The sequence below is a fragment of the Aeromonas sp. 160P genome (assembly GCF_055193095.1).
The window spans coordinates 4,137,588-4,161,982 of sequence record NZ_JBUXKV010000001.1; the positions used below are offsets into that span (position 1 = coordinate 4,137,588).

Annotated in this window: 22 protein-coding genes; 14 read left to right on the forward strand and 8 right to left on the reverse strand. The window is 56.3% G+C overall.

Annotated elements, in window-relative coordinates:
* Window positions 1-12: 12 nt before the first annotated feature.
* On the reverse strand, window positions 13-741 hold the full coding sequence (gene rpsB, locus ACY8FN_RS19160; RefSeq protein WP_042020069.1) for a 30S ribosomal protein S2: 729 nt from the start codon (window positions 739-741) through the stop codon (window positions 13-15).
* Between the two features lie 371 nt (window positions 742-1,112).
* Between rpsB and map the strand changes: the two genes are divergently transcribed.
* The 4 genes from map (at window position 1,113) to ACY8FN_RS19180 (ending at window position 6,136) form a co-directional block, all read left to right on the forward strand.
* Window positions 1,113-1,901: a type I methionyl aminopeptidase gene (gene map, locus ACY8FN_RS19165; RefSeq protein ID WP_042020066.1), complete on the forward strand. Its 789-nt coding sequence runs from the start codon at window positions 1,113-1,115 to the stop codon at window positions 1,899-1,901.
* Window positions 1,902-1,988: 87 nt separating this feature from the next.
* Complete coding sequence (glnD, locus tag ACY8FN_RS19170) at window positions 1,989-4,625, forward strand: bifunctional uridylyltransferase/uridylyl-removing protein GlnD (protein ID WP_463100920.1); 2,637 nt, start codon at window positions 1,989-1,991, stop codon at window positions 4,623-4,625.
* A gap of 174 nt (window positions 4,626-4,799) precedes the next feature.
* Window positions 4,800-5,627, forward strand: a complete 828-nt coding sequence (dapD, locus tag ACY8FN_RS19175) for a 2,3,4,5-tetrahydropyridine-2,6-dicarboxylate N-succinyltransferase (RefSeq protein WP_005338581.1) — start codon at window positions 4,800-4,802, stop codon at window positions 5,625-5,627.
* Window positions 5,628-5,752: 125 nt separating this feature from the next.
* Window positions 5,753-6,136, forward strand: coding sequence for a DUF3461 family protein (locus tag ACY8FN_RS19180; RefSeq protein ID WP_463100921.1), 384 nt, complete (start codon window positions 5,753-5,755; stop codon window positions 6,134-6,136).
* 271 nt (window positions 6,137-6,407) lie between these two features.
* On the opposite strand, the gene ptsG is transcribed toward ACY8FN_RS19180, so the two are convergent.
* The 6 genes from ptsG to ACY8FN_RS19210 form a co-directional block, all read right to left on the reverse strand.
* A complete protein-coding gene (ptsG, locus tag ACY8FN_RS19185) occupies window positions 6,408-7,838 on the reverse strand; it encodes a PTS glucose transporter subunit IIBC (RefSeq protein WP_463100922.1) in 1,431 nt (476 codons plus the stop codon).
* 423 nt (window positions 7,839-8,261) lie between these two features.
* On the reverse strand, window positions 8,262-9,176 hold the full coding sequence (locus tag ACY8FN_RS19190; protein ID WP_463100923.1) for a MalM family protein: 915 nt from the start codon (window positions 9,174-9,176) through the stop codon (window positions 8,262-8,264).
* Window positions 9,177-9,328: 152 nt separating this feature from the next.
* Window positions 9,329-10,639, reverse strand: coding sequence for a maltoporin (locus ACY8FN_RS19195; protein WP_139720530.1), 1,311 nt, complete (start codon window positions 10,637-10,639; stop codon window positions 9,329-9,331).
* Between the two features lie 528 nt (window positions 10,640-11,167).
* Window positions 11,168-11,608, reverse strand: a complete 441-nt coding sequence (locus ACY8FN_RS19200; protein WP_463100924.1) for a flavodoxin — start codon at window positions 11,606-11,608, stop codon at window positions 11,168-11,170.
* A gap of 104 nt (window positions 11,609-11,712) precedes the next feature.
* Window positions 11,713-12,501, reverse strand: coding sequence for a tRNA pseudouridine(65) synthase TruC (gene truC / locus ACY8FN_RS19205; RefSeq protein ID WP_068976809.1), 789 nt, complete (start codon window positions 12,499-12,501; stop codon window positions 11,713-11,715).
* Window positions 12,498-12,833 carry a YqcC family protein gene (locus ACY8FN_RS19210; protein ID WP_463100925.1) on the reverse strand — a complete coding sequence of 112 codons (336 nt, stop codon included), beginning with the start codon at window positions 12,831-12,833 and terminating at the stop codon, window positions 12,498-12,500. Before ACY8FN_RS19210 ends, truC begins: the two co-directional genes overlap by 4 nt.
* Window positions 12,834-13,057: 224 nt before the next feature.
* Between ACY8FN_RS19210 and ACY8FN_RS19215 the strand changes: the two genes are divergently transcribed.
* The 5 genes from ACY8FN_RS19215 (at window position 13,058) to ACY8FN_RS19235 (ending at window position 15,991) form a co-directional block, all read left to right on the forward strand.
* Window positions 13,058-14,110, forward strand: coding sequence for a DUF3549 family protein (locus tag ACY8FN_RS19215; protein ID WP_463100926.1), 1,053 nt, complete (start codon window positions 13,058-13,060; stop codon window positions 14,108-14,110).
* Window positions 14,111-14,211: 101 nt separating this feature from the next.
* Window positions 14,212-14,511 carry a DUF3301 domain-containing protein gene (locus ACY8FN_RS19220; RefSeq protein ID WP_101323873.1) on the forward strand — a complete coding sequence of 100 codons (300 nt, stop codon included), beginning with the start codon at window positions 14,212-14,214 and terminating at the stop codon, window positions 14,509-14,511.
* Window positions 14,512-14,584: 73 nt separating this feature from the next.
* Window positions 14,585-14,821 carry a DUF2789 family protein gene (locus ACY8FN_RS19225; RefSeq protein ID WP_101316155.1) on the forward strand — a complete coding sequence of 79 codons (237 nt, stop codon included), beginning with the start codon at window positions 14,585-14,587 and terminating at the stop codon, window positions 14,819-14,821.
* Window positions 14,822-14,905: 84 nt separating this feature from the next.
* Window positions 14,906-15,202, forward strand: a complete 297-nt coding sequence (locus ACY8FN_RS19230; RefSeq protein ID WP_463100927.1) for a hypothetical protein — start codon at window positions 14,906-14,908, stop codon at window positions 15,200-15,202.
* Between the two features lie 3 nt (window positions 15,203-15,205).
* Window positions 15,206-15,991 carry a Zn-ribbon-containing protein gene (locus tag ACY8FN_RS19235; RefSeq protein ID WP_463100928.1) on the forward strand — a complete coding sequence of 262 codons (786 nt, stop codon included), beginning with the start codon at window positions 15,206-15,208 and terminating at the stop codon, window positions 15,989-15,991.
* A gap of 104 nt (window positions 15,992-16,095) precedes the next feature.
* Here the strand turns inward: ACY8FN_RS19235 and syd are convergent, their stop codons facing one another.
* Window positions 16,096-16,644 carry a SecY-interacting protein gene (gene syd, locus ACY8FN_RS19240; protein ID WP_463100929.1) on the reverse strand — a complete coding sequence of 183 codons (549 nt, stop codon included), beginning with the start codon at window positions 16,642-16,644 and terminating at the stop codon, window positions 16,096-16,098.
* 206 nt (window positions 16,645-16,850) lie between these two features.
* On the opposite strand from syd, the gene queF reads away from it, so the two are divergent.
* The 5 genes from queF (at window position 16,851) to xni (ending at window position 24,291) form a co-directional block, all read left to right on the forward strand.
* Window positions 16,851-17,699, forward strand: coding sequence for an NADPH-dependent 7-cyano-7-deazaguanine reductase QueF (gene queF / locus ACY8FN_RS19245; RefSeq protein ID WP_463100930.1), 849 nt, complete (start codon window positions 16,851-16,853; stop codon window positions 17,697-17,699).
* Window positions 17,700-17,868: 169 nt separating this feature from the next.
* A complete protein-coding gene (locus ACY8FN_RS19250; RefSeq protein WP_463100931.1) occupies window positions 17,869-20,148 on the forward strand; it encodes a tetratricopeptide repeat protein in 2,280 nt (759 codons plus the stop codon).
* A gap of 83 nt (window positions 20,149-20,231) precedes the next feature.
* A complete protein-coding gene (locus ACY8FN_RS19255; RefSeq protein WP_463100932.1) occupies window positions 20,232-21,848 on the forward strand; it encodes a GGDEF domain-containing protein in 1,617 nt (538 codons plus the stop codon).
* Window positions 21,849-21,996: 148 nt separating this feature from the next.
* The gene (gene ppnN, locus ACY8FN_RS19260; RefSeq protein ID WP_042020010.1) at window positions 21,997-23,352 is read left to right on the forward strand and encodes a nucleotide 5'-monophosphate nucleosidase PpnN; all 1,356 of its coding nucleotides are present in this window, start codon (window positions 21,997-21,999) and stop codon (window positions 23,350-23,352) included.
* A 150-nt stretch (window positions 23,353-23,502) separates the two neighbouring features.
* Window positions 23,503-24,291, forward strand: coding sequence for a flap endonuclease Xni (gene xni, locus ACY8FN_RS19265; RefSeq protein ID WP_101323865.1), 789 nt, complete (start codon window positions 23,503-23,505; stop codon window positions 24,289-24,291).
* The last annotated feature ends 104 nt before the right edge of the window (window positions 24,292-24,395 follow it).

Here is a 24,395-nt window from a genome sequence, read left to right on the forward strand (position 1 = left end):
AGTCCTTATCACTTACTGAGCTTCAACGAAGCCATCTTGTTCAGCTTGAACAACGATGTCCTGCTCGCGAGCTTCCAGTACGGTGTCAGCAGCAGCATTCAGATACAGCTGTACGGCACGGATAGCGTCGTCGTTACCCGGGATGACATAATCAACGCCGTCCGGGTTGGAGTTGGTATCAACGATGGAAACGACCGGGATACCCAGGTTGTTGGCTTCTTTGATAGCGATGTGCTCGTGGTCGGCATCGACAACGAACAGAACGTCAGGCAGGCCACCCATGTTCTTGATACCACCCAGGCTCTTCTCCAGCTTTTCCATTTCGCGAGTACGCATCAGCGCCTCTTTCTTGGTCAGCTTTTCGAAGGTACCGTCCTGGCTCTGGATTTCCAGATCTTTCAGGCGCTTGATAGACTGACGAACGGTTTTCCAGTTAGTCAGCATACCGCCCAACCAGCGGTGGTTTACATAGAACTGGTCGCAACGCTCAGCGGAATCTTTGACGGCTTCAGCGGCGGCACGCTTGGTACCAACGAACAGTACCTTGCCTTTCTTGGCAGCTACGGAGCTGATGAAGTTCATGGCATCGTCAAACAACGGAACGGTTTTTTCCAGGTTGATGATGTGAACCTTGCTGCGGGCACCGAAGATGTAGGATTTCATTTTCGGGTTCCAGTAACGAGTCTGGTGACCGAAGTGAACGCCGGCTTGCAGCATGTCGCGCATAGAAACTTTAGCCATTTTATACCTCTGTATTGGGGTTAGGCCTCCACACATCCCATATAACCGACCCGTTAAGGCACCCCGGTATATGTGTCGATGTGTGTGTGTTATTGATTAAGGGTGATGAAATGCGGACGCAAGTTCCCCATTCCGGCGCGCTTTATACCATAACTTTGCTCGAGACACCACCAAGTGACCACCAAAACAGGTGTAAAAATGGATCCCGCCCGAACAGGCTGCGGTGCCGATTTGACGTTGTGATGACAATCACACTGGAAGTACGCGGGGGTTGCGGATAAAATTTTGCCCTGATTGCAAACGCATCTATTTTTCATTACCTGTCCTGTCTGCCGTGTTCGGCAGCAGCGGCAGGCCGCAAGAGAGATCCCATGTCCATTAAAATCAAGACACCGGAAGAGATTGAAAAGATGCGCGTTGCCGGCCAATTGGCCGCCGATGTGCTGGTCATGATTGCGCCCCATGTCAAAGCTGGCGTCACCACTGACGAACTGAACACCATTTGCCATGACTATATGGTTGACGTGCAGCAGGCGGTTCCGGCCCCGCTCAACTACCACGGCTTCCCCAAATCCATCTGCACCTCGGTCAATGATGTGATCTGTCACGGCATTCCGAACCACAAAAAATTGCGTGATGGCGACATCATCAACCTGGATATCACTGTCATCAAGGATGGCTATCACGGTGATACCTCGGCCATGTTTGTGGTGGGAGAGACCACCCCGCTACGCAACAAACTGTGCAAGGTCGCACAGGAGAGTCTGTACGCTGCCATCAAGAAGGTGCGTCCGGGTGCCTGCATCACCGAGCTGGGTGCAGTGATCCAGCCTATCGTCGAGCAGGCTGGTTTCTCGGTGGTACGTGACTATTGTGGCCACGGCATCGGTAGCGATTTCCATGAAGAGCCGCAGATCCTTCACTACCGCAACAGCGGCAAGCTGGAGCTGAAAGCAGGCATGTGCTTCACCATCGAGCCTATGGTCAACAGCAAGAAGTATCACTGCAAGGTCAATCCGAAGGATGGCTGGACCGTGACCACCAAGGATGGCGGCGACTCCGCCCAGTGGGAGCACACCCTGCTGGTGACCGAGGATGGCTGCGAGGTGCTCACCCTGCGCCCCGATGACACTATCGACCGCATCATCAAACACAGCTAACATCGAACCCCGGCCCTGACATCCCCAAGCGCCGGGGTTTTTGTTGACTGTTTTAGCCCAATGCCTGCCACTTGCGTGTGAGATGCCATGGACGCCAGCCTGCTTTCCCCCCATTTGTTGCCCGATGACCAACTCACCCGTGACAACTGCAAAGAGTACCTGAGCCGCTTTCTCGTTTGGCTGCACGCCCGTTTCGATGCCGGTGACAATATCATCGAGCTGGTCGCGACCCGCTCCGAATATATGGATCAGCTGCTCATTCGGCTGTGGCAAAAGTTCGGCTTCGACAAAAGCGAGCTGACCCTGATCGCGGTGGGGGGCTATGGCCGCGGTGAGCTGCACCCCCACTCCGACATCGACCTGCTACTCCTCTATCAAGAAGAGGAGTTGGACGAGGTGCTGGGCTTGCGGATCGGTGAGTTCATTACCTTGCTGTGGGATCTCAAGCTGGAGGTGGGTCAGGCAGTGCGCAACGTGGCGGAGTGCCTTGAACAGGGCCGCGCCGACATCACTGTGGCCACCAACCTGATTGAGGCCCGTTACATTACCGGCCGCAAAGAGGGCTTTTTGCAGCTCAAACAGGCGACCAAACCGCAGCACTTCTGGCCGAGCGAAGCTTTTTTTCGCGCCAAACGCCAGGAGCAGGCGGAGCGTCATCGGCAATTTCTCGGCACCGCCTACAAGCTGGAGCCCGATCTCAAGAGTAATCCGGGCGGCCTGCGCGACATTCAGACCCTGGCCTGGGTCGCCCGCCGCCATTTCGGCGCCACCACCTTGTTCGAGATGACCAGCCACGGTTTTCTCAACCGCGCCGAGTACCGCGAGCTGCTCGACTGCCAGAATTTCCTGTGGAAGGTGCGCTTTGCCCTGCACATGGCCATCAACAAGGGGGATAACCGGTTACTGTTCGATCGCCAGCGCACCGTGGCCCAGATGCTGGGATTCGAGGGGGAAGGCAACAGCCCGGTTGAGCAGATGATGAAGCGCTTCTACCAGACGGTGCGGCGGGTCTCCGAGCTTAACGAGATGCTGCTGCAGCTGTTTGACGAGGCGATCCTCGGCAACACCGCCATGGATGTGCGCCGCCTCTCCGACGAGTTCCAGATCCGTGGCCGCCTCATCGATGCGGTGGATGCGGAGCTGTTTAGCCGTGAACCGGCCGCCATCATGCGCCTCTTCTACCAGATGGCCCAGCATCCCGAGATAGCGGGCATTCACTCGGCCACCTTGCGCCAATTGCGCGAGGCGCGGCGCAAGCTCAACAACTGGCTACAGGATTTGCCTGATTGCCGCCGCCTGTTTATGGCGCTACTGCGCCACCCCAACGGCATCGGCCTGCCGCTCACTCTGATGCACAAATACGGCATCCTCGCCGCCTATCTGCCCCAGTGGAACCTGATTGTCGGCCAGATGCAGTTCGACATGTTCCACGCCTACACGGTAGATGAGCACACCCACCGGCTGCTCAAGAACATTCACCAGTTCCCCAATCCGGCCAGTCGCCAGAGCCACCCGCTCTGCCACGAGGTATTCACTAGGCTGCGCAAACCGGAGCTGCTCAGCATCGCCGCCCTGTTCCACGACATCGCCAAGGGGCGGCGCGGCGATCACTCGGAACTCGGCGCCGTCGATGCGCTGGAGTTCTGCCAGTTGCATGGGCTGGATCGCTACGAGAGCCGACTGGTCGCCTGGCTGGTGCGCCATCACTTGCTGATGTCGGTCACCGCCCAGCGCCGTGATATCTACGACCCCGACGTGGTCACCGATTTTGCCCAGAAGGTGCGCGACGAGCAGCATCTCGACCTGCTCTACTGCCTCACTGTGGCCGACATCTGCGCCACCAACGACACCCTGTGGAACGACTGGAAGGGCACCCTGCTGCGGGAGCTCTACTTCGCCACCCAGAAGGCGCTGCGCCAGGGGCTGGAAAATCCGCCCGACATGCGGCTGCGTATTCGCGAAAACCAGCGTCTGGCCAAGCAGTTCATGGCACAGCGGGATGTATCGGAAGCGGCGATCAACCTGCTCTGGGCCGACTTCAAGGCAGATTACTTCCTGCGCCACAGCCCGGAGCAGATCGCCTGGCACTGCCGCCACATCATCGAACATGGCGACAACCCGGCGCCGCTGGTGATCATCGGCAAACACCCGACCCGTGGTGGCAGCGAGGTGTTTATCTACTGCCGCGATACCCCGAATCTGTTTGCGACCGTGGCGTCGGCGCTGGATCAGAAGAACCTCAATATCCACGACGCCCAGATCATGAACTCGCGCAGCAACTTCGTGCTCGATACCTTCGTAGTGCTGGAGCCGAGCGGCGAACCCATCAGCCCCAACCGCACCGCCACCATCAAGAAGGCGCTGGAGAAGGCGCTGCAGGAGCCGGGCAAGCTGGTGCTGCGCAACAAGCCACTGTCACGGCGCCACCGCCAGTTCAGCGTGCCGACCCGGGTGGTCTTCCTGCCTCATAAAGGGGAGAGCCGCCACACCCTGATGGAGCTGACCGCCCTCGACACCCCCGGCCTGCTGGCCCGGATCGGCGCGGTATTCCAGCAGTGCGGGCTGTCGCTGCACGCAGCCAAAATCGCCACCTTCGGCGAGCGGGTCGAAGACTTTTTCAGCCTGACCAGCCTCGATGGCGAGCCATTGACCACCGAGCAGCAACAGCAGCTGGAAGAGCGGCTGGTACACCAGCTCAATCCCCAGCAGTCGGTGCTGGATTAAGCGAAGTGTGATTCGAAAGAGGCTGTTTATCGGGCGTTTTTTGCCATGCTAAACAAATGGTTGGCGCACACCGGCTGAAGAAATGGTCGCTGGCCGGAAGAATTCCGGTCAACCCCTTAAAAACAGTCGGAAAAGTGTGATACAACAAACAGAATTTTTTAAAGGAAACCTGTCATGACCGAGTTGCAACAGATCATTGAAGCGGCCTTCGAGCGCCGCGACACCATTACTCCGGGCTCCGTGGATAGCGCCACCAAGTCCGCCATCCTGCAAGCCATCGACCTGCTGGACTCCGGCAAGGCGCGGGTTGCCGAGAAGATCGCCGGTGAGTGGGTTGTCCATCAGTGGTTGAAGAAAGCGGTACTGCTCTACTTCCGCATCAACGACAACGGCATCATCAAGGGCGACGATGCCCAGTACTACGACAAGGTTCCCCTCAAGTTCTCCAACTACACCGCCGAGCAGTTCAAGGAAGCTGGTGTGCGCGTGGTGCCGCCGGCAACGGCCCGCAAAGGCTCCTTTATCGCCCCCAATACCGTGCTGATGCCCTCCTATGTCAACATCGGCGCCTTCGTTGATGAAGGGACAATGGTCGATACCTGGGCCACCGTCGGCTCTTGCGCCCAGATCGGCAAGAACGTCCACCTCTCCGGCGGCGTCGGCATCGGCGGCGTACTGGAGCCGCTGCAAGCCAACCCGACCATCATCGAAGACAACTGCTTTATCGGTGCCCGCTCCGAAGTGGTTGAAGGGGTGATCGTCGAGGAAGGTTCCGTGATCTCCATGGGCGTCTTCATCGGCCAATCCACCCGCATCTATGACCGCGAAACCGGCGAGATCCACTACGGCCGCGTACCGGCGGGCTCAGTGGTCGTCTCCGGCTCCCTGCCCTCCAAGTGCGGCAAGTACAGCCTCTACGCGGCGGTGATCGTCAAGAAGGTCGATGCCAAGACGCGCGCCAAAGTCGGCATCAACGCCCTGCTGCGCTCCATCGACGAGTAATCAGCGTTGCGGTGATAAAAGGGCGCCTGATGGCGCCCTTTTGATTTTGGCGCCCCTGTCACAGGCAAGCCATCAGGCTTCGGTTAAGATTGACGGGACAGGATCGTTTCAACCGAGGAAGCCTGATGTACGAGAATCTGAAGAGCCTGGGGATCCAGGAGCCCACCTCCGTCGACAGCTATACCCTGCGCCAGGAGGCCAACCACGACATCCTCAAGATCTACTTCAAGAAGCAGAAAGGGGAGTTCTTCGCCAAGAGTGTCAAATTCAAGTACCCCCGCCAGCGCAAAACCATGCTGGTCGACTCCGGTACCCATGAGTACAAAGATGTCACCGAGATCAACGCCAACCTCAAGTACGTGGTGGATGAGCTGGACAACCTGACCCAGGGCGTTCATCAGCAGGCCGACCCGGACATCAAGCAAAAGATCCTGCGCGACCTGCGCCATCTGGAAAAAGTGGTACAAAACAAGATCAGCGAAATCGAACGGGATCTGGAGAAACTCTAACCCCTGCCCCACGATTATCCGAGCGCCACCCTGGCGCTCTTTTTATTGGCGGGCACCTTATTGGCAGAGACGGCCTTTGCAAGCTCGTGACCAACAGGATAAGCCAGCTACAACACCCCTGCACCAGTCTCCCAGAATCATAAGATCAGTTGTTGCCACGCCAATTCTTGCCTCTGTGCAGATCGAACAGCGCCAAATCGGTGGGCGACAGAAATAGAAGAGGGAGGCTTTCGCCTCCCTCTTCAAACACGCAGATATTTAGGCAACAGGATTAGTTGCTCTTAATCCAGATGTCCATGTCGGTTTTCAGGTTGTCGGACTTGGTACCGAAGATGGCCTGTACGCCGGAACCAGACACGACCACACCGGCAGCACCCAGTTTCTTCAGACCAGCCTGGTCAACCTTGGCAACGTCTTTCACGCCAACACGCAGACGGGTGATGCAAGCATCCAGAGAAGCAATGTTCTCTTTACCACCGAAGGCGGCAACCAGTGCAGCAGACAGCTCGTCTTTGCTTTGGCTAACGGTCTCTTCAGCAGTCTCGTCTTCACGACCCGGGGTTTTCAGGTTCATGGCACGGATAACGAAGCTGAATACCACGTAGTAGATGGCCGCGTAAACCAGACCCAGACCTACCAGCAGCAGCATGTTGTCGGCACGTGGAGATTGCACCACGAAGTCGATGAAGCCGTTGGAGAAGGTGTGACCATGTACCACGCCCAGGGAGTTGGTCAGCACATAAGCCAGACCAGCCAGTACAGCGTGGATTGCGTACAGTACCGGAGCGATGAACAAGAAGGAGAATTCAATCGGCTCGGTGATACCGGTCAGGAAAGAGGTCAAGGCGGCAGAGGCCATGATACCAACGATCTTGGCGCGGTTTTCCGGCTTGGCAGCGTGAGCGATAGCAAACGCAGCAGCAGGCAGACCGAACATCTTGAACAGGTAGCCACCAGCCAGCTGACCAAAACCGTTACCGGCAGCGCGGGAAGCGTCATCAGCAGTCAGGAAGCAGGTCATGATACCGTGAACAGTTTCACCGGCAGCGTTAACACAGGTACCTGCCTGATAGAAGAAAGGCACGTTCCAGATGTGGTGCAGACCGAACGGGATCAGTGAGCGCTCAACTACGCCGTAGATACCGAAAGCCAGTACCGGGTTCTGGTTGGCAGCCCAGTCAGAGAAGGCACCGATGGCAGCGCCAACTGGCGGCCAGATTACCGACAGGATCACACCCAGGCCGATAGAGACGAAACCTGTGATGATGGGTACGGCACGCTTGCCCGCGAAGAAGCCCAGATACTCTGGTAGCTGGATCTTGTAGAAACGGTTGAACGCCCAGGCGGCAACACCACCGGCGAGGATACCGCCCAAGACACCGGTGTCGATCTTGTCAACACCCATCACTGGCGCCATCACGGACAGGGTGGCGGTCATGATACCGTAGCCAACAATGGCTGACAGACCGGAAACACCGTCGTTATTGGTAAAGCCGAGGGCCACACCGACGGCGAACAACAGGGCCATCTGACCGAAAACAGAGCCACCGGCCTGTTCCATCAAATGGGAAACAATTTCTGGCAACCAGCTGAAGTTTGCAGCACCGACGCCGAGCAGAATACCTGCTACTGGCAATACGGATACCGGCAACATCAGCGATTTACCAACCTTTTGCAGATTAGAAAACGCATTTTTCATCATGTGTGTATGCTCCTGAATGGATCGTCTTCCCTGAACGATTGATCTGGATGAGATAGCAATATTTACATCCAAACATCTTCGAGTCGGGTTTGTTTATTTTGACCATCAGAATATAACCCAGCGAGTCGTAAATTGCTGCTTTCGAAGAAGGGGGAATATTGAATTTGGAGGGGAGATCACAACTTGTCTAAAGGCTAAATAACCATGAGTTTATAAGTTAAAAGCTCTCATCGTCACTCTATTACAAATAAACATAAACTACAGTTTCTGATTGTATTTTACTTAAACCAATTAAATCTTAATAATTCAAAACGTAACAAAAGGTAACTGAGTGGTTTTATTTATTACAGTTTACCGATTAAAAAGGCCTCCAACAAGGGAGGCCTTCATAAATATATTGTGCCAACAGCGAGCACTACAACACTATTTTTGCGAGCGTTTTACCGCATCGACAAACACCGTTTTCGCTTTGGTTGAACCGGCCCGCTCGGCCTCGTTAACCAGCTTCATCGCCTTGTCGATATCCCTCGCCTTGACCGCTTTTTCGATCTGGCTCTGATAGAAGGCTTCGGTTTCATTCAGCATGACCGGAGCAGGCTTACTGGCTACCACCACACCGGCAGTTGCTGCCGTGGCAACAGGCACCGTCAGTTTATTTGGGGTAAGGTCAACGATAGGCGCGTTAGCATCGATCGCTTCCTGGTAAACCGGTTTGTAGAAGTTATCGCCCAGCACACTGGCACTCATATCTTCCACATCAATTTTGACGACACCCCATGCGGAGTGCGGGATCAGCGGATCCTTGGCACCATAATCCTGTACGCTCAAAGACTTGGCCATCATCTTGGAAGGGCTCATGGCTTGAGTTGTCTGGCTCAGGGTGGCCTCGGCGGTGTAAATCACCATGTAGGTTTCGTTGTTCGGGTTACCCACGTAGGAGCGATCGATGGTAAAGACACCCTCTACCCGATCCCCATCCAGCATGCGTGCTGGCTTGTAAGCGATGATGTCGGCACCAATGGTACGGGTCGGCTTGAACTGGGAATCCAGCAGCAACACGGTGGGGTTAAACAGCGTCTTGTCGATCAGACCTGCGACCGTAATCTTGAGATCGCCGGAGTTGGTCGGCAGCTTGAAGGCTGCGTAATAGCTCTTTCCTTCCGGGAAGTTGAACACTGCTGAGCTGCCATCAATGGCGATCACTTTTTTCTGCTCAGCAGCCAACGACTGATAGCGCAACTCACTGATACTGCTGCAACATACAGTCGCGGTACCGAGTTGCTGCAGTGCACTGGCACGACTATCGAGGATGCTCTTGTACTCCTGAGTGGGAGCCACCGTTGCCTCAAGAGACGCACATGCCGTCATCAGGGTGGAACACAAAACCGTCAACGCTATCTTGGTATATTTCATCTGCAAGCCCTACGCGCCATCTTGAAAAAAAGAGCCCCCGACAAGCGGGGGCGACTTGGTATCAGGTGATGGTGAGATTACCACCAAGCTTCCGCTTGTACACCGAAGTTCAAAGCATCATCTTGCTTAACACCGTTGCTGTTTTCGCGGAAGTTGCCGTCTTGCTGAACATAGGAGGCAAATACACGGATCTCTGGGCGAGCAAAGAAGCCAGAACCCGCAGACCAAGCCTGCGCCAAGGTGTATTTAGTGCCATCCGTGCTGGTTTTCACACCATTAACATCTTTATTGTCATTGAAGTAGCCAACTTCTGCGATGGTCTTCATCACATCGTTCCACTTGTACATCGGACGAGCGACAATGGAGAAAGTATCTTTATCTGTTGTATCTTTATCCAGACCATTAGCCTGTGCGTAGAGGATCTGGTGGCCAAACTCAACCTTGTCACCAATGGGCAGTACACCCCAGTTAATCAAACGGAAGCCATTACCACTGGATGCGGCTTGGCTTAGGTTACTACCTGAACCAGCACCATAATCAACCCCTTGGGCAGCCAAACCGTCAATAAAATACTGCGCCACTGTTTTGTTGAAACCGCCCAACATAGACTGAGTCAGCTCAGCGGTGAACATATGACCATCTTTGTAATCAGGATTCTGACGCTCTTGCTCATCGGTCAAGTTTGCCATGGCATAGTCATAACCTACTTCCAGAGAGGCATCGGTCCAAAGCGGAATACCGGCATAACGGATATCAAAGGTATTGGTATTTACACGATCATCAATTCTGATCGGATCACCATTTTCATCCAACACCTGCTTTCCGTTAGAGTCCTTTCTATATTGAGGATCATTCTCTGAATAGATAGCATCCCACGGATCATTACGAACCACGGCGACAGACAGCTTGCCTGGGCCTACTTCGATATTTTCTACACCAGCTCCGGCACCCGAGACGTTCCAATAGTAGAAGTCGGTGATATGGATATCGTGACGCTGATAGTAACGCTTACCTGCCCACAAGGTTTCGTTGCCACCAAACAAATTCTTGGCCTGCACATTAAATTGGGACAAGGCAAAGTCAGCAGTCTTATCGTTCGCATTTTCCCAGTCACGACCTTGTTTACCTGCCTTCATGGCAATCATGGAATCTACATAGAAGGTCTGGTTGTTCTTGTTGTAGACCTCTTGGCCCAACTGAACTTCACCATAGGTATCGCTCTCGTTACCCAGACGACCCACACGATTCTGGCTCATGGTCTGCATATCGCCGTTATCGGAAACACCGACACCGGAACGCATGTAACCGTGGAAATCTACGGCAAAGGCGGCTTGGGAAGCCAGGGCGGCAGTAACAGCTGCTGCAATCGGGAGCCACTTCATTTTCATTGTCATATTCCTTATTTCCCGCAGTGAGGAGTGTGATCCTTAATATTTAACTTCTTATCACCACGTAATCCTGTTGGTGATAACCGAGGTCGATTATAGGGAGTGGGGTACACCACAAATATGAGCAGACTCACAAAATGGCGACAAATAGCTCACCATACAGACAAGGCAACAACAACAAACAAAAAAACACACCTAGGCGCAATAAAAACCCCAAAAAAAAGCCTTCAACGCACAAAAAGGCACGCTGAAACCGTTGTCAGTCATTAATTCGCGATAGAACATAAGTTGTTATTTTACGATTCAATGACAAAAACATGACTGAGATCGCTTTCAAGATTGAACTTTTATTTAGATGACTAGTCCGCTACACGCTGGCAAACATTCCTGTGACAGGATGCCGAGTGAGGGGAATATTCCTCTATCAGGGGGGAAATATACGGGATACAAGACGCAGAGATCGTACAAATAACAATCCCCTGCCGGGTAAAGATCAGGGGATTGATATGGCTCTATTTCAAAGAATATTCAGGGCTGAATATCCCAGTTTTGCAACCAGCCGAGAGCCACCCGTTCGGGTTCATCGTGCAAGGTGGCATCCAGTTCCAGTGGGGGGATAACCCGTACGGCCCCCAGTTCCTGCAGCAGCCCGTCGAGGTGGCGGCCAGCGCCGCAAAAATGGGTGTAGCTGCTGTCCCCCATGGCAATCAGGGCATACCGCAACCCCTTGAGCCAGGGCGTCTTGTCAGCGAGCTCAGTGGCAAAGGGTTGCAGATTGGGGGGAATATCCCCCTGCCCGGTCGTTGCACTGATCAGCAATAAAAAACGGCTGGGGTCGATGTCCGCCAGCCGTGCTTCTTCATACAGAGTGCAGTGATGGCCCTTGCGTTCCAGCTCATCTGCCAGCGTCTCGGCCACCAGCATGGCTGCGCCATAGACACTCCCTACCACGATATCGATCTGTGCCATTTTCTGCCCCCTGCTTTAGTCGCTATCTTGAGCAACTCTCTTGAGCAACTCTATCAGCAAGCTGGCGTCAGATGCCACCCGATAAGGGCCCGAGTAACAGGGGCTTAGTAATCGCTCTCGCTGGCGGGCCAGCCCAGTTCCGCAAAAAGCTGCAACAGCTGCGGGCCAAGGGGGGCCTGAATACGCATCGGCACCTTGAGCACCGGATGGGTAAAACTTAAGGTGCGGGCCACCAGCAGCAGTCGCTCACAGCCATACTGCTCGCGATAGAAACGGTTATGCCGGCCATCACCGTGGCTGGTGTCGCCAACAATGGGATGGAACAGGTGAGCCATGTGGCGGCGCAGCTGATGCTTGCGGCCGGTTTTCGGGAACAATTTGACCAAGCTGTAGCGACTGGTGGGGTGCTTTTTGGAGACCGCGTGGGGCAGCTCGACCTGATGCAGGCGTCGGAAGGTCGTGACGGCATCTTGCGCCGGACGATCGGGGGCGCTCATGGCATCGGCAATTTTATCGAGCTGCTCCTTGAGGGGATAGTCGATCACCCCTTGCTCGGGTGCCCAACCCCGCACCAGCGCCAGATACTCTTTGTGTACCTGACGATGGGTAAACGCCTCGGTCAGGGTTCGCGCCACCGCGGGACTGAGGGCAAACAGCAGTACCCCGGAGGTGGGGCGATCGAGCCGGTGCACTGGATAGACATGGCGACCGCCGATCAGATCCCGGGTCATCTGCATGGCAAAACGGGTCTCCGCCTTGTCGAGCCAGCTGCGGTGCACCAGCAGACCAGAGGGCTTGTTGACGGCCACCAGCCACTCATCCTGATAGAGCAGGGTTAACTTGAGTGATGGCTCTTCCACGACTGGCTCAGCGGTGACGGCTGCAACACTCATTGCTCAGCCACTTTGCCGGATAGAAGCAGATCAAACCGGGCGATCAGGCGCAGCAGCGCTTCTGCCTCGACCAGATCGTTTTTATAGACTTCGCTTGCCATGGGATAGAGGGAGACGCTGGTAGGCAACGGGGCCTGCAACATCACCAACTGCTCCATACGCGGGATCAGCACAAACTGCAGCCACTGGTCAAAGCTCAGGGTATCGACACAAAACGGCAGAGTGCTTGCCAACGCATCGTCAGTGGGATGTTCAGCTTGCCAGCGTTCGAGGCGTTGCAATTCGGCGGTGAGTTCCCCCAACAGGCCGGCTACCAGCAAATATTGATTCATCTCGTACTCATCCTCATTACCACAGAGTGATCCGGTATGGCTGGTAAGATGCCAGCTCAAGCGACGACCTTGGTGGCCAGCTGCCGGTAAAAAAGGGCGCTACTATACACCGCCCCCCGCAGCGCTGCCATGCTGATCTCTGCCGTATCCAGCTAGTGCTGCCACTGGCTATCCACGGCAAGGGCCTTATAATCGGCCCGCATCACCATTAGCTGGATCTCACCATGTCTGCGACGCCAACGCCCATCAATACCCCCATCAATACTCTGACCGAATTTTTGACCCAGGCTGGCACCCAGTTCCAGCTGTTTGACATGGGCCGCCAGGTGCGGCCACTGGCAAGCGATACCTTTGTCCGCATCGAACAGCAGCAGGAGCCCTACCCCTGGCCGCTGCAGCAGCACGCCTGGCTGGGCGTGCACTTCTTCCAGCCGAGCGAATCGCGCCACTACCTTTGGTTCCTCAAGTTTGCCCTCGATGAGCGCGGCCTGTTGATGTCAAACGGCCCCAAGCTGTTCATGGATCAGGTGGTGGAGACCCTAGGCTACCAGCTCACCGGCGAGCTGGATGAAGAGAAGGCCCAGCGCCTGGCTGACAATCCCTATACCTTCCGCCCGGCGGAGGCCAAGATGGCCAGTCTGCACGCCAAGCTGGCCCGCCAGCTGGAGCAGGCGCCTTCTGCCTATTTCGATGCCCTCTGCCACTATCTGGCCGCCCCCAACGACAGCGGTTGGCAAGCGCTGGGGCTGCAGGGCTTTGCCGATCTGGCCGAACGACTGCATGACGAACGCAATCTGGCGCTGATCTGCAAAGCGCTGCCCAAACTGCCGCAAGAGCCGCTCTATGCCCTCTGCCAGAGCCTTGAAAACGCCCCGCTGCCACCGGCAGTACAAGGGGCCTTGCTTGAGCGGATCGGCAAGGAACAAGAGTGCGCCGCCCCCAACCCGGAGACCCTGGCCTATCTGTGCCGCGCCATGGCATCCTGCCCCGGCAGCACCTTGCGCAGTAACAAACTGCTGACCCTGCTGCAAACCCAGCCGAGCCCGGCACTGCTGCTCGCCATTGCCGGTCGGCTCTGGACCGATCTGAAAGATGCCAATCTGCTCAGCGACTATCTGGAACAGCTGGCACTGCAACCGACCCAGTTCTTCAATCAGGTTTTTGCCGAGTTGGTCACTTTACCGGCCCTGCGCAATGATATGCTGGCCAGACTGCGCGACCCCGACCGCAGCGATGCGCTGGGCAAAGCCATTGGCCGCCTGTTTGCTTCGGCCTGATCCCCTGGCACCACGGGAATAGCGGCGGAATAAAAAACAAGGAAACCGGGTGTGCCAAGCAGGCCTCCCGGTTATCGACATCACGATAAGGAAGCCCGCCTATGGGAGATATGCTCGCCATTTTGTTGCTGATTGCCGTTGCCGGTCTGTTCTGGCTGCAACGCCGTCAGGCTGAACTGGCCTGGCAATATATGCGCCGCTACTGCCAGCACCATGATCTGCAACTGCTGTCGCTGGCCCGCAGCCGTCGTGAGTTGGCGCGCAATCCCCTGCGGCTGCTGACCCACTACCAGTTTGAATTTTCCAGCGATGGCGAGAGCCACTATCAGGGCACCCTCAAGATGCAAGGTCTGCACGTCGTGGGAGTCGATCTACCACCCCATCGCATGCCCTCTGTCTGATCCCCCGTCTCGTCTCTGCGCCAAGGGGGCGCGCCTGACTATAATCTCAGCAATGAGTTAAGGGAGAGACGAGATGGAACCCCTTGTCCACGATCTGCCAGCCCTGTTTGCCCAGCTCGGGATGGCCAACGACGAGCTGAGCCTGCACCGCTTTGTGCATGACCATCACCTCGACAATCAAACCCTGCTGCCGGAGGCGACCTTCTGGAGCGCCGCTCAGGCCAGCTTTCTGCGCGATGCCCTGTGGCACGATTCCGACTGGTGCGAGGCGATCGACCTGCTTGATGTGATGCTGCGCCAGCCCCGCTAAGCCGCCCGCCTCTTTCCTCCCCTGCCGGCTTTGGTTAAGATCCCGCCCCGATATCGCCCTCCCCTTCTCACCCAGAGCATGCTTATGTCCGCCCACGAGATCATCCGAATTGCCAACGAGTTAGCCGCCAAAGGGTTCACCCCCACCACCGCAATGGTCAAAGCGCGCCTCAGCCAACCGGTGCCGATGGCCGAGTTGCTGAAAGTATTGAGCCAGTGGAAGCAGCAGCCAACCGCATCTCACGAGCGCGAGCGCCTGCCGGAAGTGGCCCCCCAGCCCGCGCCTGAGCTCACCCTGCAGCAACTCGCCGAGCAGCTCGCGCGCATCGAACAGAAGGTGGATCGGCTGACCGACCTGCTCATCCAGCAGGGGCAGCGCTGAGCCATGTATATCGTCGAACTCTGCTTTGAATGTTACCGCGACACCTCCCTTGGCGAGGCCGAGCGGGCCATCGTCAACTACCTCGACATGCTGCGCTATCAGGGCCAGATCCTCGGGCGGGAGTTCCCCACCAGCATGCAAGAAGGCTATTTCGTCAGCCAGGTGGTCTGCCCGGAGCAAGATAGCCTGCACCCGGACAACCAGAGCGATCAGGTAAAACTGGCCGAACAGCAGCTCAATCAGGCCGGACTGCTGGCGCCGAAACTGCAGTTGCAGGGGGCAGATTTACTTTCAGACAGTACCGACCCTTGCGGCGAGCTGGGTGAGCGGCCGAGCTGGATGCTGCTCTACACCAGCTTTCTGCACACCTGCTCACCGCTGCGCTGTGGCGACCACTTCGCCCCCATTCCGCTCTACCAACTGCCCGCCGTCGCCAATGGCGATCAGAAGCAGATCATCAAGTGGCAAGAGGATTGGGAAGCGTGCGATCAGCTGCAGATGAACGGCTCCATCGCCGAGCATGCGGCGCTGCACGAGATTGGCGAGGTGGGCAGCCGCCTCTACCGGCGCGGTAGCGATCTCGCCAAACGGCTGGAAGTGTTGAGCGGCATCCCCACCTACTACTACCTCTACCGGGTCGGTGGCCTGAGCGCCGCCGAGGAGCAGGCGCGCCCCTGCCCCGGCTGTGGCGGTGAGTGGGCGCTGGCAACGCCGCTGCACGAGATCTTCGACTTCAAGTGCGACCGCTGTCGCCTGGTCTCTAATCTATCTTGGGATTTCAAGGATTGAGGCTTCACTTGAAGGCTGCTTTCGCTAATTGAGATGGCAAATGTCCGATTACGCTTCGCTAATCTAACCAACCCCTTGCTCTCAACTCCTGCTGGACGGGGTGCTTATTGCGGCAAGGTTTCCAACCGTTCCAGAAACGCGGGCAAAGAGGGGGCCAGCGGCAGACGGCGGCCAGAGTCGAGCCACTCCAGCCACACCTGACCACTCTCGTTATCCAGCGAGATGAGCGTCATCTCGTTGCGGGTGGTAGCAATGAAGATGGAGGGGGTGCGCTTGAGCTTGCGCAACATCAGCAGGTGGCCGATGAGGTTCTCCCTGAGCAGGTCGAGATCCGCTTCGTTCCACGGCAGGATCAGTTCAAGACGCAGCCCCTTGAAAAGGCAGGGGATGGGGCGGCTGAACCAATGCCCAAACAGGGCGATGGCACCGGGGTGAATCGTCAACTCAAGGGCATCGGCCATGGCGGTAAAATCGGCGGGCTCGGGGCGATGGTACGGGCGCCAGGCCACTCGACCATCAGCGGGCTCACCAAGCTGGCACGGAGAACGCCAGTCCGCCTCCCACTCGCACAGAGGCAGGCCTCTTCTGGCCTCGCCATCCCGTTGCCAGCGGGCCAAAAAGTGCTCCAGGGCAGACAAAACTTGATCCGACATCGAAAATCCCCACAATTGCTGGCAAAGTCCGCTATTGCACCATCAATCAGGGTGACAGACAAGGCTGCCCGACCACAGTCGTTCGACGCCCGATAACGGGGCAGGCTTCATCCCTTGCCAGCTCAAAATCGCTAGGTATCAGTGCAATAGCCCCATTTCACCTTCCGTTCATCCACTCTTTATGAGCACATTACGTGAGTAAATCTGTGAACAAACAAGATAGATACGCCGGGGCCAGCGCCCTGACCGGCCTGAGCCTGGGCCAGCAAGCCGACTACATCAGCCAATACACCCCCTCCCTGCTGCAGCCGGTGCCCCGCAGCCTGAACCGGGATGACCTCCAGCTGGGCGATGCCCTGCCCTTTAGCGGCTGCGATGTCTGGACTCTCTACGAACTCTCCTGGCTCAATGCCAAGGGCAAGCCGATGGTTGCGCTCGGTGAGGTGACCATTCCGGCCACCAGCGCGAATCTGATCGAGTCAAAATCCTTCAAGCTCTACCTCAACTCCTTCAACCAGACCCGTTGCGACTCCATCGATACGGTGGCCGCCATGCTGACCAAGGATCTGAGCGCCTGTGCCGGCGAAACCGTCAAGGTCACCCTGTTCCCCCTCGAGCAGGCACCGCATCAGATCGCCCTGCTGCCCGGCGAGTGCATCGATGAGCAAGATATCGAGGTAGACAACTACCAGTTTGATGCCGCCCTGCTGCAAGGGGCGGCGGGCAACGAGCAGGTAGAAGAGACCCTGCACAGCCACCTGCTCAAGTCCAACTGTCTGGTGACCAGCCAGCCAGACTGGGGATCTGTGGTGATCCGCTACAAGGGGCCCAAACTCGATCGGGAGAAGCTGCTGCGCTACCTCATCTCGTTCCGCCAGCACAACGAGTTCCACGAGCAGTGTATCGAGCGGATCTTTATCGACCTCAAGCACTACTGCCAGCCAGCGCAGCTTACCGTCTATGCCCGCTACACCCGTCGCGGTGGTCTCGACATCAACCCGTTCCGCTCCGATTTTGAAGCGGTGCCTGCCAACCTGCGCCTGATCCGTCAGTAACCACTGACTGCGCGGATGGGGCCAGATACTGGCCCCTCTATCCCCCAGGTGCCCCCGTCACGCCGGGCGAACAGTGACAGATGCAACCACAACCTGCCCACAGTAAACACTGGACTCGCAGGGGGAGGCTTGGATAACATGCCTTCACCTCCGCGCCGTCCATAATCCAATGAATCAACTGTTTTTTCTGGCCATGATGATGTCTTCTCTGTCCGCCCCCAATCTGGACCTGGACCGAGAACAGCTATCTATCGATCTGCAGCAAGCACAATCAATGGTACTGACCGACCCAGCCAAATGTGTCCAGATCACCTCAGCCTTCCTGACCCGCGCGGCCAATAATTCTCAGCAAATCATCAATAATCGCCAGGAGTTTGGCTATCGAGAGCCGATCCTGAGCTATAGCACCGTGGCTCAGACTATCGGGGCTCACCTGCTCAGGGGGGAGTGTCTGCTGCAACTGGGCCAGTACCAGGCTACCCAGCAGGCACTCGATCAAGCGATGGCACTGGCTGACAAGGAGCAGCAACCAGAGCTCAAGGCCCACGGCCTCTACCTGAAAATTCGCAGTCAGGGACTCCGTCAAAATAGCCAAAGCACCAGCCACAGCTTACTTGCCGAACTGGAAACCCTGCTGGCGAAACCCAATCTAAAACAGAGTCGGTTGCAGGTGTATAGCCGCCTGCAACGCACCAGCTACGATATCGACACTCAACATTTTGATGATGCCAAAGCCCATTTGGCCGAAGCGCGGATCTGGGCAGCCAAAACCCCCGATCCCCTTGCCAGCGCCTGGGTCAGTGCCATCAGTGGTGACCTTTATCGCTCGCTGCAACAGCCACAACTGGCGCTGGGGGAATATATCGATGCCCTGCAGCAGGCCAAGAACCTCAGTGATCCGCTATTTCTCGGTCTGCTATCGAACCAGATCGTCAAACTCTATCAGCAGGAGCATGAACCGCAGAAAGCGCTGCAATATGCCAATGAGGCCGCCAACTATTTTCACTCCATCGGCAACCCGTCGCTGCTTTGTGACTCTCTGATGGTGCTGGCACGACTTAATCGTGATCAGGGCGACCTCAATATGGCGCTGGTCTATTTTTTCAATGCGCTGGACTTGCTCGATGACGAGACGAGTCGGTCCAAAAGCTCGCTGCTCAAATACGAGATCGGCAAAACCTATCTGCAAAGTGGCAATCTCTCGCTGGCCAGCAACTACCTCAACGCCGCGCGTCAATCCCATGAGCTCAATGATGCCAAAGAACCACTGATCGACACGCTGCTATTACTCGGTGAGCTCTATCTCAAGAAGCAGGAAGCGGCCATCGCCATCTTGCAGTTGGAAAACGCGCGGGCGCTGGCCAAGCAGATTGGCGATACCCGTCGTCAGTTCGAGGTATTCCGCCTGCTCTCGCTGGCATATGAACAGAAAGGGTATGTGCGCCAGGCCCTCGACAGCTACAAACGTTTCCACCGGCTGGGTGAAGAGGTGCGCCAGCAAGAGATTGCCCTGGAACAAGCCGCAATCCGTGACAACTATGTCCAGGTCGAGCGGGTGCAACATATCAAAGAACTTGAGCAACAGCTTAACCACAGCCAGCACCAGCAGGAACGCTATCTCTGGTCAAGCATCACCACCAGCCTGCTACTGGCACTCTTTATCTACCTCTTCTTCACCCTCTGGCTCAAGTTGCGTACCACCCGCCTGCAACTGAAACGAACCGGTGAGGCCTTGCTGATCGAGCCACGATCCGGACTAGCCAACTGGCAACGATTGATGAACCGCTGGCCGAGGGAGATGGCCAAACGCCAGCTGAAATCAGATCGCTGGTATCTCAGTGAACAGCCCTCCAGCGAGTTTGATGACAAGCTGCATTATCTGCTGTTCCGCGTCCCCTTTCTGAGCAACACGCTCGAGCAGCATGGTTATCAGGCCAGCAGCGAGATTGAGCTGGCGTTTGGGGCCTATGTCGATACCTTAACCCCGCAAGATGGCCGTATCTATGACCTGCGGGAAGGGCACCTCCTTTATGTCGTACCACAGCGCCATGTCGCCAACCTGCATCAGTTGGCCAGTGACCTGCTACTCGCTATCGCAGCCTTCCCGTGTCAGTACCTACTCGATCGCCGGGTAAGCCTGGGGATTGTCAGTCACCCCTTCCTGCCCAAGGCGGCAACAGCGCTTGATCATAATGGGCTGTTTGATCTCTGTTACCTGGCCCTGTCGGGAGCCATTCAGCTCAGTGAAAAACACCAGCAAAACGCCTGGCTGGAGCTCGCCGCCATCGATTGTCAACAGGCGGCATTTTTTAATGGGGATGTGTGGCAATGCGGCCTGATGGCAATTGACAAGGGGCTGGTAAAAGTCAATTCTTCTCATGAAAAGCAATGGGTTAATTGGCATCAGCTTGCAAGGAAGCAAGTCATTGATGACCGACCAGCAATATAGATAACAGCCAGAGCTCGACACCGGGTTTTACTACTGTTGCTATCAAACACCAAAAACAATAATGACAACAGGGCGACCTGATAATGAATGACATCGCTGCCGTAGCAGGACAATTGGCCAGGCTCAGGGAATCCCTTCAGCAAAAACAGCTGGAACTAGACGGTGTTCTCTCTTTCTCCGATGCTGAGCGGGCTCGCGGCATCCTGTTTATCAACAAGTTGATGCTCTCCTGCCGTGGCTTCGATCGTGAGCTGGACAACCGTTTCGCCAAACTCAAATCCAAACTCGATAGCAATCCGGCCTTCACCGCGTTAGAAACCGATCTGCTGGCCATTGAAAAATTGCTGCAACAACACAGTAATGCGCTAGAAGAGTCGATAACCCTGACCCAGAGCGCCATCGAACTTGGCTCCAAACAGCTGAAAACCATCAAGGGCTTCCCCGAAGATACCCGCAAATCCCTCAAGGAATTTCTGGCCAGCCCTACGGGCTATGGCATTGCCGATCATCAGCGCAAGGTGATCAAACTGCTGGAGTTTTACCAGCAGGCAATCAAGATCCAGCTGCTGCCGAGCAAGCCGCTACAGCCCTCCGCTACCGAACCATCAGCCGCCAGTCATCCCTCCGGTAACGACATCAAGCCAGATCCGGATCCCTTTGATCTCAAGGATCACGCCCGCATTGCCGATGAGCTGCAGCGACTGATCACCGAACTCGATTTTGCCGGATCCATCGGTGAGAGCCTGGCGGATATCCGCCGCCAACTGCTGGTCGGGGTCAATCCCGGTCTGTTGGCCGAAACCTGTTTGCAGGTGATCGAGCTTATCATCGAAGGCACCCGTGAGGAGCGCACCGCTTCCCGCGCGTTCCTGAGCTCCCTCAACGAGAGTCTGTCAGCAGTCCACATCGGGTTTACCGAATCACTCGATGAAGGCCGAGCGCTGCAAAATGAAACCACGGAAACGCGCAAAGCGCTGGTCAACCAGCTGCAGGCCATCGATCACTCCCTGGCCAGCCATAACTCCATCGATGCACTCAAACAGGCCATCTCCGGCCATATGGGTGCCATCAATTTGCTGTTGCAAGATCGCGATAACACAGCGACCAGAGAGCGCCATCTGCTCACCCGCCTCTCGAGCATGGAATCCAAGTTGCGGTTGATGAAGGACGAGACTGCCGAATACAAAAAGCGGCTGACCATCCAAAAACACAAACTGTTCCTCGACAGCCTGACTCAGGTCCACAACCGGGCAGCACTAGATGAACGGCTTGAGCAGGAATACAAACGTTGGCTACGTTACGGCAGCCCGCTCTGCATGGCGATCATCGACATCGACCACTTCAAGAACATCAATGATAACTACGGCCATCTGGCCGGCGATAAAGCCTTGAAAGTGGTCGCCAAGGCCCTGCAAAGCGCCCTGCGTGATACCGATTTTATTGCCCGCTTTGGTGGAGAAGAATTTGTCGTGCTGCTGCCCAACATCAATCCTGACAAATTTCAAACTCCCCTTGAAACCTTGCGCCAGACCATCAAGAGCATCCCGTTCCGTTTTCGTGATGCCAAGGTAGAGATCACCATCTCTATCGGTGCCACCCTGTTCAAGGAGGGTGATAATCCGTCCGATGTATTTGAGCGAGCAGATCAGGCGCTCTATCACTCCAAACACGGCGGACGAGACCAAGTGACACTGGCCTGATTGGTGACTAAAAAAACAGCGATCAGTCACCCCCCTATTTCCCTCACCCTATCCTTGCCACTACTATCAACCTCAGGGGATGCAACATGGCGTCCCCTTTTCTCCCCAGGGAAAAACACAACGATAACAAGATGAGTAAGGGGAACCTATGATTACGCACATCAATCCCGTCGGCAGCATGGACTTGCTGTCGCAGCTTGAGGTGGATCGCCTCAAGCAAACTGCCTCCAGCGATATCTATCAACTGTTTCGCAACTGCTCGCTGGCAGTGCTCAACTCCGGTAGCCATACCGACAGCTCCAAGGAGATCCTGGAGCGCTTCAAATCGTTCGATATTCATGTGATCCGGCGCGAACGCGGGGTCAAGCTGGAGCTGTTTAATGCTCCCGAGCACGCCTTCGTCGATGGCGAGATCATCCGCGGCATTCAAGAGCATCTGTTCTCGGTACTGCGCGATATTCTCTATGTCTCCAATCAGCTCGAATCCAACCGCCTGGTCAACCTGACCAACTCTACCCATATCTCCAACGTGGTGTTCGCTATCCTGCGCAACGCCAAGGTGATCCTGCCGGGTGCCGATCCCAACCTGATCGTCTGCTGGGGTGGTCACTCCATCAATCAGATCGAATATCAGTACACCCGTGCAGTGGGCAGCGAGCTGGGGTTGCGCGAACTCAACATCTGTACCGGCTGTGGCCCCGGCGCCATGGAAGGGCCGATGAAGGGGGCAACGGTTGGCCATGCCAAGCAACGGGTACGTAACGGTCGCTACATAGGTCTGACCGAACCGTCGATCATCGCCGCAGAACCGCCCAATCCCATCGTTAATGAGCTGGTGATCCTGCCGGATATTGAAAAACGGCTGGAGGCCTTTGTCCGTCTGGGCCATGGCATCATTATCTTCCCGGGTGGGGTCGGTACCGCCGAAGAGCTGCTCTATCTGCTTGGCATCATGATGCACCCAGCCAACGAGCGGCAGCCGATCCCGATTATTTTGACTGGCCCGAAAGAGAGCGAAGATTACTTCCGTGCTATCGATGATTTCATCAAGGCCACCCTGGGTGAACCGGCGACCAAGCTGTATCGGATTATCGTGGGCGATGCACCGGAAGTGGCTCGCACCATGAAAGAGGCGATGCCGAAGATCCGTGAATATCGCAAATCGGTCGGTGATGCCTACTCCTTCAACTGGTCGCTCAAGATTGAACCGGAATTCCAGCTACCGTTTGAGCCGGATCACGCCAGCATGGCCAGCCTGGATCTGCATCGCAATCAGCCGCCGCAACTGCTTGCCGCCAACCTGCGTCGGGCCTTCTCAGGCATAGTCGCTGGCAACGTCAAGGAAGGGGGCATTCGCGCCATCGAGAAAAAGGGCCCCTTCAAGCTGCATGGCGACAAGGAGCTGATGCACCTGATGGACAAGCTGCTGGAAAGCTTCGTTAAACAGCAGCGGATGAAGCTGCCGGGTAGCCAGTATGTGCCCTGCTACGAGATCGTGCGCTGACGATCGTCAGCAAGCAGGCATCGTAATACGAAGGGAGGGGCGCACTGGCGCCCCTCCCTTTTTACTCTCTGGCGTGCGGATTACACCGAAAAACTCCCATCAAGCCAAGCAGTTGCTACAATAGCGCGTCCTGACAGCCAAGAGTGCCCCATGCCACATCTGCTTATCATCGATGCCCTCAACCTCATTCGCCGTCTGCATGCGGTGCAAACCCAGCAGGCACTGACACCGGCCCAGGCGCTGGTTGCTACCCGTGCCAACCTGATCAACACCTGCCGTAAGCTGCTCGCCAATAGCGAACCGACCCATGTTATAGCCGTGTTCGATGGGGAGATACACAGCTGGCGCAAAGGGGTTTATCCGGCCTACAAAGAGGGGCGCACGCCCATGCCCCCCGAGCTGCGTGAAGGGCTGGCGACCCTGCAGGATGCCTTCTGGGAGTGCGGGGTCGATGCCCTGCTCTCCGAGACCGATGAGGCGGATGACCTCATCGCCACTCTCGCCAGCGGCATCGCCAGTCACGGCCATCAGGCGACCATCATCTCCACCGACAAGGGGTTTTGCCAGCTCATCTGCCCGCAGATCCAGGTTCGCGACTACTTCAACAAACGCTGGCTGGATGCCGCCTTCGTCCAGCAGCAATATGGGGTAACGCCCGCTCAACTGGTCGACTTCTGGGCCCTGACCGGTATCAATGGCTCCAATATCAAGGGGGTGCCCGGTATTGGCCCCAAAACCGCCACACAATTGGTGCAGCAATACGGGAATTTAACGGCCATGCTGGCCGCTTGCCAGCAAGAGGACGCCAGCAAGCCCCTGCTCAAGCTCCGCCAGCATCAGGAGGATGCCTTGCTAGCCCAGCGGCTGGTGCGCTTGCAACGGGATATCGTGCTGGGGTTCAACCTGCGGGACATCCGTTACCCGCCTCAACCAGGGTGAATCACCGAAGAAAAATACAGGCAAGGGCGCGAACCATGACGAGACTCACCCTCGCTGTTGATGAAAGTGAGTAGAATGTAAAGGAATGTGGTTGGTTTGCTGAG